Annotated in this window: 9 protein-coding genes; 7 read left to right on the top strand and 2 right to left on the bottom strand. The window is 41.4% G+C overall.

The features are described 5' to 3' along the window. Positions 1-5: 5 nt before the first annotated feature. The gene (locus IEY67_RS24940; protein ID WP_183671324.1) at positions 6-1232 is read right to left on the bottom strand and encodes a DcaP family trimeric outer membrane transporter; all 1227 of its coding nucleotides are present in this window, start codon (positions 1230-1232) and stop codon (positions 6-8) included. Between the two features lie 156 nt (positions 1233-1388). Between IEY67_RS24940 and IEY67_RS24935 the strand changes: the two genes are divergently transcribed. Then, positions 1389-2753, top strand: a complete 1365-nt coding sequence (locus tag IEY67_RS24935; protein ID WP_075559306.1) for a TrpB-like pyridoxal phosphate-dependent enzyme — start codon at positions 1389-1391, stop codon at positions 2751-2753. Positions 2754-2862: 109 nt separating this feature from the next. Here the strand turns inward: IEY67_RS24935 and IEY67_RS24930 are convergent, their stop codons facing one another. Further along, a complete protein-coding gene (locus tag IEY67_RS24930) occupies positions 2863-3270 on the bottom strand; it encodes a DUF3836 domain-containing protein (protein WP_183671325.1) in 408 nt (135 codons plus the stop codon). Between the two features lie 367 nt (positions 3271-3637). Here IEY67_RS24930 and IEY67_RS24925 point away from each other — a divergent pair, with 367 nt between their 5' ends. From IEY67_RS24925 to IEY67_RS24900, 6 genes are all read left to right on the top strand, one after another. Then, complete coding sequence (locus IEY67_RS24925) at positions 3638-4846, top strand: hexokinase family protein (RefSeq protein ID WP_183671326.1); 1209 nt, start codon at positions 3638-3640, stop codon at positions 4844-4846. Positions 4847-5012: 166 nt separating this feature from the next. After that, positions 5013-5594, top strand: coding sequence for an RNA polymerase sigma factor (locus IEY67_RS24920; RefSeq protein ID WP_122375149.1), 582 nt, complete (start codon positions 5013-5015; stop codon positions 5592-5594). 89 nt (positions 5595-5683) lie between these two features. Beyond that, a complete protein-coding gene (locus IEY67_RS24915; RefSeq protein ID WP_183671327.1) occupies positions 5684-6667 on the top strand; it encodes a FecR family protein in 984 nt (327 codons plus the stop codon). Between the two features lie 186 nt (positions 6668-6853). After that, positions 6854-10282 (top strand): TonB-dependent receptor, encoded by a 3429-nt coding sequence (locus IEY67_RS24910; protein WP_183671328.1) that lies wholly within the window; start codon positions 6854-6856, stop codon positions 10280-10282. A gap of 27 nt (positions 10283-10309) precedes the next feature. Continuing rightward, positions 10310-12088, top strand: a complete 1779-nt coding sequence (locus tag IEY67_RS24905; RefSeq protein ID WP_122375152.1) for a RagB/SusD family nutrient uptake outer membrane protein — start codon at positions 10310-10312, stop codon at positions 12086-12088. A 108-nt stretch (positions 12089-12196) separates the two neighbouring features. Beyond that, a complete protein-coding gene (locus IEY67_RS24900; protein ID WP_183671329.1) occupies positions 12197-13258 on the top strand; it encodes an alkaline phosphatase in 1062 nt (353 codons plus the stop codon). Positions 13259-13263: the final 5 nt, after the last annotated feature.

Raw genomic sequence — 13263 nt, 5'->3', positions numbered from 1 at the left:
TCAAATTAGAAATAATACATAACCAATCCCAATATGCGGTGGTTGGTTACGGCGTGGGTGTTTCCCACTTTACCATTCTTCTGGTCGATCGTACCATACCAGGCTGTTGCCGGAGAATATTCCAGACCGATCTGCCAGTGAGGTAAATTATATGATAAATTCACATTTACAGTAAATAACTGGTCGATATCCAATCCCATACCGTAGACGGTTTTCGACGCAGTCAACTCATCGTCCGTACCGAGATTTTTGGTATATCCCACGAAAAGTCCCGATTTCCATTTCGTCCCATAGGTGAAATTCGCCCAGGTTGTCGAATGGCGGAAAGGAGTATATTCCTGTTCACCGGTCTTCGGGTCGACAGAGCTGATACCATAACCACCGATCAGAGCCGTCTGGTCCAGACAGGAAGCCATCAGGCTTTTGGCTGCAAAGGTATAATTACGTCCGGTATATTTCAAGTGAGCTTCATAGGAATATGTCGTCATCCGCTCATTTACTTTATAAACTTTGTCATTTATCTCCGATACCGTACGTGGTTTCAGGGAAATCAGGTGGACACCTGCTCCTGCCAACCAGCCGTTATCGGAAGTATAGTCCGCTCCGACATAAAATTCCGGCACGCAACTGTTCTTTATATAATCCTCACTCATCCCTTTCGGACCGCTCGACGTATATTGCAGCTGCCAGATGGCAGAGGCTGTGAGCTTCACCTTACCAGCTTTATACTGATAGCGGATTTGCGGACTGCGGTTGAACGGCTGAAAAGGTGCTCCCGTAGAGAGATTCAACATATCCGGGAAAACGGAGCCGAACAGCGGATGCCAGGTGTGACCGATCAAGACATTGCTTTTATCCCAATCCAGTGCAACCCATGCCTGACGGATACGTAACATCGTTGTACTCGACGAAAAGCCACCGAAATCCGTCTCAAGACAAGCGGAAGTACGTGCCGAGCCGACATTCGGACCGGTCACACTGATTCCCAACCGGGATGTAAACGTATAGAAACTGCCATTTGAAGTCGCATTCAGGTCTTTCCCGTCAGCATCAGGTTTTTCATCCAAAGGGAAAAGGTAGAAGTTTCCGTCTACCGGAGCCATATTCGCACGCGTGTTGTAAAACAAGTCACCACGCACAAAACCATAAAACTTGTAAGTGAAGTTTTTCTTCTGGGCAGTTGCGGAAAACAAAGTCAGTGCACTTACCAGTAGCAGAGCTAGCTTTTTCATTGTTGTTGTTTGTTATCTATTTGTCTAATTTGAAGGCACAAAGGTATATATTTTTGTTTATTCAATTTGAAGAATGAAATATTATTTGTTACTTTGCTTCCAAGTTGTAAGCCTTAAAGGCCAAATCGATTAATAATGTAAACTACATAAAGAATTATGAGTACTAAAAAGTTTTTATTGGAGGAGAAAGACATACCCACAGCCTGGTATAATATTGTGGCTGATATGAAGAACAAACCACTTCCTATTTTAAATCCGCAGACCAAGCAACCGATGAAAGAAGAGGATCTCTATCCTCTGTTTTCCAAAGCGGCTTCGCATCAGGAAATGAACACGACCGATGCCTGGATTGAAATACCGGAAGAAGTTCGCGAATTATACAAGGTATGGCGTCCCACTCCGCTGGTTCGTGCCTACGGACTGGAGAAGATGCTGGATACTCCTGCACATATTTACTTTAAGAACGAAAGTGTCAGCCCGATCGGTTCACACAAACTGAACTCTGCCATCGCTCAGGCTTACTATTGTAAGCAGGAGGGCGTTACCAATATCACCACTGAAACAGGTGCCGGACAATGGGGTGCCGCTCTTTCCTATGCAGCCAAGGCTTTCGGCCTGGAACTGGCTGTTTATATGGTAAAGGTCAGCTATCACCAGAAACCATACCGCCGTTCGATCATGCAGACCTTCGGCGCACAGGTCATCGCTTCACCGAGTATGAGTACAAAAGCCGGACGTAAAATCCTGACCGACCATCCGAACTACCAGGGAAGTCTGGGTACTGCCATCTCGGAAGCCGTAGAACTGGCTATGCAGGTACCTAACTGTAAATATACATTGGGTAGCGTATTGAATCACGTGATGCTGCACCAGACCGTGATCGGTCTTGAAGCTGAAAAACAGATGGAAATGGCCGGAGAATATCCGGATGTGGTAATCGGTTGCTTCGGTGGCGGTTCGAACTTCTCAGGTATCACCTTCCCCTTCCTGCGTCATAAACTGACAGAAGGTAAAGATATTCGTGTGATCGCTGCAGAACCGGCTTCCTGCCCGAAACTGACACGCGGACAGTTCCAGTATGACTTCGGTGACGAAGCCGGATACACTCCGCTGATTCCGATGTTTACATTAGGACACAACTTCGCTCCTGCCAATATCCATGCAGGGGGGTTGCGTTATCACGGTGCCGGTTCGATCGTTAGCCAGTTGATGAAAGACGGGCTGATGAATGCTGCCGACGTAAAACAATTGGATACATTCAAAGCCGCAACGATGTTTGCACAGGCCGAAGGCATTATCCCGGCTCCGGAATCTTCGCATGCAATAGCCGTTGCTATCCGTGAAGCAGAAGAAGCAAAGAAAGAAGGAAAAGCCCGCACAATCCTGTTCAATCTCTCCGGTCACGGTTTGATCGATATGGCTGCTTACGACCAGTATCTGGCAGGCGACCTGACCAATTATGAAGTGACAGACGAAGATGTTGCCAAGAATCTGGAAGAATTAGAAAAGATTATCGGATAAAACGATAATCTTTTACAAAATAAAAGTGGCGCTAATAACAGGGACTCACGTCTTTTGTTATTCGCGCCACTTTCGTGTGTGTGTCTATGAATGTTTTTAAAATAGGTTCTTACGAGAAAATCTCTTCGTAGCTTGTAGCCGGAACAATCATTTTTTGCTGGTTCAGGCTATAATCTTTTTTCTTTTTGTCCCACATTCCGTATTCGGAAGTTATATTTCCATCTTCATTATACTGATAAGAAATCAGATAATAAGGATCCCATATTTCTTTTGTCTTATTCCAGCGATACGCTTTCTTTTCAGCGACTCTGCCGTTATCATTATAGGTGAATTCGTATTTCACCTGTTTATTCAAAAGCCCTTCTTCCTGCAAGAATACTACTTTTGAAACAATCTTTCCGTTCTCCTCTTTCGTATCATAAAGATAGTTTCTGGGAGACGCAGCACTCATTGCCAGACTACAAACGAACAAAACAACAAGTGACAAAATTTCTTTTCTTAAAATTGAAGCTTTCATAAAATATATTACTTATAAGATTACTTTCAAATTGCGTGCAAATGAACATATTTTTCTGGTACAAACCAAATATTTTCTGACATTTTGATAGTAAAAATAAGCTATTTAACTATTTTAAACTACATCAAACTTACACAAATCACAAAGCAAACTTACAATTTATAAGAAAGAGTACTCAAAACATCAGAATAAAGCTATTTTATATTTGATATTTCTTAATAACCGAATAGAATATCACCAACAACTTACAAATTGACATTAAGAGTTTTTTTGAACATCCTACACATTCTTTAGAACTAAATATCTACTTCCATTTGTTATTTACAAATAAAGGAAGGATATTAGTACCTTGTTAAATCAATATATCATGGAGAGGAATATTTTTAAACTGGAAAAAGAGCAATTGAAAGAGATCGCTCTTTCATTACGACAGAAAGTAGAAGAGGGGTTAGCAAAAGACAATGCTGAAATACAATGCCTCCCGACATTCATTACCCCAAAAAGTAATAATATAAACGGTAAGGCATTGGTTCTTGACCTGGGAGGAACCAACTACCGTGTCGCTACCGTTAACTTCGCAAACGATAAAGCGACGATTCATCCTGAGAACGGATGGAAAAAGGATTTATCGGTCATGAAAACTCCAGGTTTCACCCGAGAGGAATTATTTAAAGAGTTAGCTGATCCGATCGGAGAGATCAAACGGGACGTAGAAATGCCAATAGGTTACTGTTTTTCATATGCGGCTGAATCACTTCCGGACGGCGATGCCAAATTATTGCATTGGACGAAAGGGGTTCACATCAAAGAAATGCTGGGACAGCCGGTAGGGAAACCATTGCTCGAATACCTCAATGAACGGAACGAACCTAAATTCACAAGCATAAAAGTATTGAACGATACGGTTGCCAGTTTGTTTGCCGGGCTTACGGATAGTAACTATGATGCTTATATCGGACTGATAGTCGGAACCGGAACCAACATGGCAACTTTCATTCCTGCAGATAAGATCACCAAACTTCCTGCTTCCATACAGGCAGACGGATTGATCCCTGTCAATCTGGAATCAGGTAATTTCCATCCGCCTTTCCTGACGACGGTCGACGAAATGGTCGATGCCTGCTCTGACAGCCGTGGTATGCAACGATTCGAAAAGGCTGTTTCCGGCATGTATCTGGGAGAAATACTGAAATCGACTTTTCCGCTCGATGAGTTCGAAGAAAAATTCGATGCCCAGAAACTGACTACCATCATGAATTACCCGGATATCCACAAAGAGAAATATGTACAGGTCGCCCATTGGATCTATAACCGTTCTGCGCAACTGGTAGCTTCCTCTCTGGCCGGTCTGATCTCTTTACTGGTTTCATATAACAAGGATATCAAAAAGGTTTGCCTGGTGGCTGAAGGCAGTATGTTCTGGAGCCTCAACAGAAATGATAAGAATTATAATGTGCTCGTAATGGAAGAATTGGATATTCTACTGAACGAACTTGGTATAGGTGATGTAAAAGTTCACGTTAATAAAATGAACAATGCCAATCTAATAGGTACCGCTATTGCAGCATTATCTTAAAAGAAGGCCCGGGTTTGCCCATTTAGTTTTTGGCAAGCCCGGTTTATTGCTCCTAAAAAACTATTAATTCAAATTTATTCGCTATTCTCATTAGAAATGCTACTTTTGTTGCGTACCAGTCATAAATATTTAAAAGAATACCTGAAAAAACTACAAGGGGAAAGGGATGATTAGCAGCACAGAAGAAAGAAAATTAGTAGAAGAGTTAAAGCATAATTCCTATAAAGCCTTCACACGGCTTTATAATAGCTATCTGCCTCACCTATATGGATTCATTTTTGAGGCACTCAAATCTCATGCCCAAACCGCAGACATCACACAAGAAACATTTATCCGTATTTGGGAAAACCGTACAATGATCAACCCGGAGTTATCATTTAAATCATTCATTTTTACGATAGCCCATAATTTAGTGATCAGTGAATACAGGAAACAAATAAACAGACCGGAGTTAATTGACTATATCGAATTTACCAATAATTCGAACCTTATTGACGACTCCACACAGCATAAGATAGACCTTGACGAATTTATCTCCCGCCTGGAAAAGGCCAAGCAACAACTGCCACCACGCCAAAAAGAAATCTTTGAACTAATAAAAGAACATGGGATGACATCTACCCAGGTAGCCGAGCAATTAGGAATCAGCGAACAGGTGGTAAGAAATCAGTTGTCGGTTTCTTTGAAAACATTAAAAAAAGCATTGAATGATTCTCTGATCCTCTTTCTACTTTTCTTTTCCAATTAACAGACAGCTCACACGTCTATGTTATAAAACATAAAACAGGTTATATTACAAAACCTATACTCACACGTATTACTTATAAATATTGTACAATGAACAAGAACAAAATAGATATATTACTAAACAAGTATCTGAAAGGGACAATATCCAGAGAAGAGGCTGAAGACTTACAAGAGTTATCTAATCTTTGCAAGAATAATGAACTTAAAGAAGCTTTTAGAAAACAATGGGATAAATACCAGCTATCTCCGGAAATGAATTTTCCGGAGATTCGAGATATCTCGAATAAAATCCATAAGAGCATACATGCAACACGTAAAAAATATATCATTAATATATGGACAAGAATCGCCGTATCCATATTACTTATAGTTACAACCGGATTATCTGTATTCTTAATGATAGATGATAAACAAATGCAGACATTAGGAGAACGAGAAATTATAACTCAGGTCGATAAAGGCCAACGGGCAAATATCACTTTGCCGGATGGAACGACCGTACAACTTAATTCCGAATCTACTTTAAGTTACCGGCAAGACTTCGGAATACAAAACAGAGAAGTAAAATTCAATGGCGAAGGCTTCTTCCAGGTAACCAAAAATCCTGATAAAAAATTCATTGTCAACACTCAATATATGGATGTCGAGGTACTGGGTACATCTTTCAATTTCTTCGCTTACGAATCAAAAGACATAGTTGAAGTCACACTGGTGGAAGGCAAAGTATTCCTATATACCAATACTTCCCCCAGGCAGACCACTATTCTTGAACCAAACAACAAAGCGATTTACAATAAAAATACAGGCAGACTGAATGTGGAACAAACCAATACTACATTCGAAACAGCCTGGCGTGCCACTGAACTGGCATTCCGTACCGAGCCATTAACAGTAGTATTGGCCAAAATAGAACGAAAATATGGAGTGATTATCAACATTGAAAACGAACAACTCTTCTCCGAATTTTATACCGGTGTATTCGAGAAAGAGGATCTGACAGAAGTCATGAAAGTATTACATGCACATTTTCAATTCACCTATAAAATAAAAGGAGATACTATCTCTATTAAATAAGAAAGAATATGTCTAACAAAAAAGAATGCTTATGAAGAAAACCTGAAAAACACTAAAATTTATCAGAAATGTAGTGACAAAACAAAGGCCGGAGAACTCTCACCTTCCCCGACCTATTAATTGTCAATACTTGTGACTTAGTCACAAATACCCAAAAGTAAAGTATCAACAAATTTTATTAAATCTATGATTCACAAATCAAATTTTGAAAACAACCTCAAGAACAAAGGTAATACTTTTAATTATTACCGACTTATAATAGCGTTATTATTTATTTTCGCTATTTCTGTTCCGACATTTGCGCAAAACAAGCAAATCTCCTTATCAGTACAAAATGCAACATTAAAAACAGTATTCTCACAAATAGAGAAACAAACCCCTTACCGCTTCTCTTATCGTGAAGCCGATATTGACAATCGCGCGAATGTCAATATTAAAATAACTGACGGAAGTATCGATACAGTATTGGAAAAGATTCTCCCCGCCAAAAATTTGCAATACTCGATATCTTCAAACAGAGTTATGATCACCCCTGCACAGAAAAAGACAGGAGAGAGTAAAATCAGAACTGGACAAATCAAAGATCAAAACGGTGATCCGATCATCGGAGCCAATATTTCCATCAAAGGGACGACTACCGGAACAATTACCGATATCGATGGTAATTTTAGTATAGAAGCTGCTCCGGGAATGACTTTACTGGTATCTTATATCGGATACACCAGCAAAGAGATCACCATTAACAATCAATCTGTTTATCAAATCAAGATGACAGAAGATACGCAGAATCTGAATGAAATAGTAGTAGTCGGATATGGTACCCAGAAAAAAGCCAACCTGACCGGAGCGATCTCACAGGTAAGCGGAGATGTTTTGAACAGCCGTCCTATCTCCAATCTGGGCCAAGGTTTACAAGGTATTATCCCTAACCTGAATGTAAAGACCGGCTCCGGTCTGCCAGGAGAAGGATCCAGCTACAATGTTCGCGGAAGCACTTCCATTGAAGATGGAAGAGGACCTCTTATTCTCATCGATGGTGTACAAATGGATCCCAACCTGATCAGTCCCCTGGATGTGGAAAGCGTATCCGTATTGAAAGATGCTGCTTCGGCTGCTATTTACGGAGCACGCGGAGGATATGGCGTAATCCTTATCACCACTAAAAACGGAAATCAAAACGATAAAGCAACAATTTCCGTCTCTGCAAACTGGGGAGTGCATCAGCCAACTTCCGTAGCAAGAACACCCAACTCACTGAACTGGGCGAACTACATCAATCAGGTAGCAGCGAACGCAGGACAACAGCCGGTTTACAACGACACTTACATGTCTTATGTGAAAGCTTACTACAATGATCCTCAAAATAACCCGGCAGTCTTTTATGACCCGGCAGCTAATGATCCCAAGCACTTAAATGATCCTACCGCCTGGTCCTACTGTGGAAATACCGACTGGTATGGAGAGACCATTCATTCACTGGCTTTCGATCAGCGTTACAATATTTCCATGCAGGGAGGTACGAACAATACAAAATATTATGTATCGCAAAGTTACAACAATAACGGTGGGTTAATGAAATATTATAATGACACATATCAACGGTGGAATACGAATGTAAAAGTCAGCTCACAAATCACTAAATGGCTGGAACTTACAGGTAAAGTAATGTATAACTATTCTGATCAGGATCTACCGACTCCCGGCATCTGGGGCGGATGGAGTAACCTATTCATGAATTACCTCTCTCCATTCATGCCGATCAAACATCCGGATGGAAACTTCTCTGGACAAGGGGCTGATACAAATCCGGCAGCAATACAAGAACAAGGAGGTCACGGACGTACAAAGATCAATGATGCCTGGTTAACCGGCGCCGTTAAGATCACACCTTTCGAAGGATTGACGATCAATGCAGATTATACCTTCAATTACTATAGCAAAGACGAAGACATCTTCGTTCGTGAATTCTATGAATACCGAAGGTTGCCGGGAACGGAAGCATTGTATCCATGGACAACTCCTAACAGTGTAAAAAACACGCAGAAAAACGATTACTATGGTGCATTCAATATCTATGCCCAATATGACAAAAGCATAGCCAAAAATAATTTCAGCATTATGGTCGGATACAATAACGAAACAAAGTCCAACCGCGGCTTCGGAGTAGAAAGACAAAAACTGATCAGTAATGATGTTCCTTATATCGGCTTGGCTTCCGGAGAGACCTACACGCGAAATGACGCCTCTACAGGTTGGGGAATAGAGGGTGCATTCACGCGAATCAACTATAATTACGATAATAAATATTATTTGTCATTCAATGGTCGATACGACGGGACATCCAAGTTTCCCTCCGGACACCGTTATGCCTTCTTCCCTTCTGTCTCTGCAGCCTGGAGAATATCCGGCGAGAAATTTATGGAATCAACGCATAGCATTCTCGACGACCTGAAAATCCGTCTATCGTACGGCTCACTGGGTAATCAATCCGGTGTCGGAAACTTCTCGTATTATCCGGGAATGGGGGTTAATACAAACTTTGGCTATTTAATGAATGGAGCCAAAATTTCAAAAGTTTCCGTACCAGGGCTAGTTAGTAACAGCTACACATGGGAGACTATCAATCAATTTGATATAGGGTTCGATTTTTCTCTCTTGAACAGCAGATTAAACGGTTCATTCGACTGGTACAACCGAATGACACTGGACATGTTAGCCCCCTCTCAACCTTACCCTGCTACTTTAGGGACATCCGCTCCCAAAGTAAATAGCGCTGATATGAAAACACTGGGCTGGGAGTTGTCTTTAAACTGGCAGGACCGCACCTCTTCCGGATTTAGTTATCGGGTTGGATTCGTACTCTCCGATTATCAGGCAGAAATCACAAAATATTATAATCCGACCGGCAATATAGATTCCTGGTACAAAGGAAAAAAGATCGGGGATAAATGGGGATATACCACTGTTGGTTTATTCGAATCACCCGAAGATGTGGCAGGCTGGATAGATCAGTCTAAGATATATGGTGGGCAATGGATGCCGGGCGATGTAAAATTCAAAGACCTGGATGGAGATAATCAAATTACATACGGCAAGAAAACCCTATCAGATCACGGAGACTTGTCTGTTATCGGAAACACTGAACCGCGTTTTAATTATGGCATCACTTTAGGTGGTGACTATAAAGGTTTCGACCTGGATTTATTCTTCCAGGGAATAGGGCGCAAAGACTTCTTCCCGGGCGGTAACGGTTTCTGGGGGTCGGTCAAAAATTATCAAATACCGACAGACTGGGCGGTTGAAAACAGCTGGACTGCAGAAAACCCCGGTGCCTATTTACCACGTCCAAGTATGGGAAACAGCTATAATCAGCAAACTCAAACCGGATATAAAGTAAACGCGGGATATTTACGGTTGAAAAACCTGACCCTGGGATATACTATCCCCAAAGCGCTTACACAAAAAGCCTATATCAGTAGAGCCAGAATATATTTCAGCGGTCAGAATTTGTTCTGTATCACCTCTCTCCCTCCGATATATGATCCGGAGACACTAGACTATAACAAATATCCGGTACAACGGACATTTTCCGTAGGGCTCGATATTAAATTCTAACCACAGTATCCTAATTAAAATAAGAATATGAATACAAAACATATAATAACAGGTTTCGCAGTGCTGTTAACAAGCCTCCCCTCCTGTGATGTGACAGATAAATACCCCTCAGATAGTTTTACTGATGAAAACTTTTGGAGTTCAACAAAAAACCTGGAACTATATGCCAATGGTTTCTATGAAACCTTAGGAGGAGTAGGTTCTCATCTGGATGAAGATACAGACATAAGAGCGACAGTCTCCATCAGTGATTATCTGGCAGGCAATTCAGTAGTTCCTCAGAAAGATGATGGGTGGAAATGGGAAAATATACGAGGTCTCAACCATTTTCTGGCAAACTATCAAAAAGTAACCGGAGACGAGGCGACTATCAACCAATATGTAGGTGAGATACGTTTCTTCAGAGCACTGGATTATTTCAGTAAAGTTAAACGCTTTGGAGATGTTCCATGGTACAACAAAGAGATGCAATTGAGCGATACATCTTTAATCTATAAAAAGCGCGACCCACGTGCACTGGTTGTAGACAGTATCATCGCCGACCTTGAGTTTGCTTGTCAAACCATTCCTGAACCTTCCAAAGTTGCAACAGGACGCCTACATAAGTATGTTGCATACCAGGAGCTGGCCAGAGTATGCCTGCATGAAGGTACATTAGAAAAGTACACAAGTGATCAGAAGGCTTTGAATAGCCGGGCTACTACTCTTCTGCAAAAAGCCTCGGATGCTGCAAAATATATCATAGAAAATGGTGGCTATGACATTGTCTCCATGAAATTTTATGCACCGCAAGTAGACGAAGCTCATCCGTTGGATTATGCAGCTCTGTTTTCACAAACAGAAGATATATCAGCAAGTAAAGAATGTGTACTGGCACGTGTTTACGCTCCCGGACTGGTTGTCAACTCCTTGTCACGTGATATGGAAGAAAGTCAGAAATCCGGCATGAGTAAAATGATGATAAACCAGTATTTATGTACAGACGGAAAACCGATCGGAGTTTCCGACAGTTATCAGGGTGACAACACGCTGACACAAGAAATAGCGAATAGGGACCGTCGGTTATATCAAACGATACAATGCGAATACCTGCCTTATAAATATGCAGACGGAACCGTTACACTTCCTAATAACCCGCCTGTTATAGCATCTAATTTACCGACAGGATTCAACATAATGAAATTTCATAGTCCAGATCCGGAACAATACACACTGGCTTACAATGCCCATGTACAATGGTTCCTGTATCGATATGCGGAAGTTTTGTTAATCTATGCCGAAGCGCAAGCCGAATTAGGTAAAATTACACAGGAAGACATAGATATCACTATAAACAAACTCAGAAACAGAGCCGGAGTAGCTCCGCTCGATATGAACAATATAACTCCAACGCCTGCTCAGTATAAGATGGATTATGGTTACAGCCTGTCAGATCTATTATATGAAATTCGCAGAGAAAGACTTGTTGAACTATATGCTGAAGGATTCAGATGGAGTGATATATGTCGCTGGCGTGCCGGAAAATTGTGTGAAACGCCTCTTTCCATCTATGGAATAACAGTATCGGAGGAAGTCAGAAAGCAATATGATGCAGTATATGGTTCTTCTGCTTCCCCTCATATGTTCGATATAGACGGAGGGAATGTAGCCACAGCCGTTTATAATGGCAAACGCTATGTAAAATTGTATCAAACCATGACAGACGGCGTAGGATATCGTTGGGATGATAAACTATATTTGAAACCGTTACCGACCGAACAGTTATCGCTCAATCCTAATCTGGAGCAAAACCCGGGCTGGGACTAAAATCCACTCTTGAAGGAGGAATGCCCAAAGGCATACATACAATACACTCTGGGTATTTCCTCCTTCTTTTTGTAATGTACATTGAAGCGTAATAAAAATCAGATAAACATGAAAAACAAAATTTCTTTATTTCTTATTCTATTCCTGCTCTTTTCATCAGCGGTGATTGCACGTTCACCTAAAAATATTATCATCCTGATCGGAGATGGAATGGGTATCAATCAGGTACAGGCCGCTTATACTCAAAACGGAGGATATCTGAACATGACTAACCGCTGTCCATTCAGCGGATTGAGGCAAACAAACTCAGCCAATAAATATACTACAGATTCCGCAGCAGGAGGAACAGCTATCGCTTGTGGCGAAAAAACAAATAATGGAATGGTAGGTATGTCGGCTGACAGTATCCCTATGAACTCCATTATTAGACTGGCAACCTTAAAAGGTATGTCAACCGGAGTAATTTCCACCAGTTCCATAACCGATGCGACACCCGCCTCATTCGTGGCTCATCAGCCCGTCCGGTCGATGCAGGAGGAGATCGCAGAAGACTTCCTGAATAGTGACATCTCCCTGTTCATAGGAGGAGGGCTAAAATTCTTCGAGAAAAGAAAAGACGGACGTAACATCTCGAAGGAACTCACCGATAAAGGTTATAAAATGGCCTATACACTGGAGGATGTACAACCGGTTGAAAATGGTAAATTAGGAGTACTGATGGCTGAGGACGGCTTAAAACCGGTAAAAGAACGTCCTGCCAATTTTCTTCCGGATGCGACTCAAATGGCTCTCGATCTGCTGAGTAAGAATAAAAAAGGATTTATCCTCATGGTAGAAGGTTCACAGATAGACTGGGCAGGGCATAACAATGATAAAGAATGGATGGTAAATGAAATGCTTGATTTCGATCATGCAGTAGGTATAGCTCTCGACTTTGCAGAACGGGATGGAGATACCCTGGTATTAATCACAGCAGATCATGAAACAGGAGGAGTCACAATTGCAAACGGTGATTATGAGAAAAAAGAAATCACCGTAAAATATAATACCGGAGGACATTCCGCCTCTCCGGTTCCATTTTTCTCTTACGGATCGGGAGCTGAATTATTCTCGGGTTTTAAAGACAATACTGCTTCATTTCACATTATGAAAAAACTTCTGAAACTTTAAGTTTC

It is taken from the genome of Parabacteroides faecis (assembly GCF_014647375.1).
Lineage (GTDB): Bacteria > Bacteroidota > Bacteroidia > Bacteroidales > Tannerellaceae > Parabacteroides > Parabacteroides faecis.
The sequence above is the reverse complement of the archived record's forward strand: the minus strand, read 5'-3'. Positions and strand labels throughout refer to the sequence as shown.

What these genes read in the sequence shown, in the direction of transcription:
- IEY67_RS24940 (WP_183671324.1), bottom strand. Translation starts at nt 1,232, where the DNA reads ATGAAAAAGCTAGCTCTGCTACTGGTAAGTGCACTGACTTTGTTTTCC.
- IEY67_RS24935 (WP_075559306.1), top strand. Translation starts at nt 1,389, where the DNA reads ATGAGTACTAAAAAGTTTTTATTGGAGGAGAAAGACATACCCACAGCC.
- IEY67_RS24930 (WP_183671325.1), bottom strand. Translation starts at nt 3,270, where the DNA reads ATGAAAGCTTCAATTTTAAGAAAAGAAATTTTGTCACTTGTTGTTTTG.
- IEY67_RS24925 (WP_183671326.1), top strand. Translation starts at nt 3,638, where the DNA reads ATGGAGAGGAATATTTTTAAACTGGAAAAAGAGCAATTGAAAGAGATC.
- IEY67_RS24920 (WP_122375149.1), top strand. Translation starts at nt 5,013, where the DNA reads ATGATTAGCAGCACAGAAGAAAGAAAATTAGTAGAAGAGTTAAAGCAT.
- IEY67_RS24915 (WP_183671327.1), top strand. Translation starts at nt 5,684, where the DNA reads ATGAACAAGAACAAAATAGATATATTACTAAACAAGTATCTGAAAGGG.
- IEY67_RS24910 (WP_183671328.1), top strand. Translation starts at nt 6,854, where the DNA reads ATGATTCACAAATCAAATTTTGAAAACAACCTCAAGAACAAAGGTAAT.
- IEY67_RS24905 (WP_122375152.1), top strand. Translation starts at nt 10,310, where the DNA reads ATGAATACAAAACATATAATAACAGGTTTCGCAGTGCTGTTAACAAGC.
- IEY67_RS24900 (WP_183671329.1), top strand. Translation starts at nt 12,197, where the DNA reads ATGAAAAACAAAATTTCTTTATTTCTTATTCTATTCCTGCTCTTTTCA.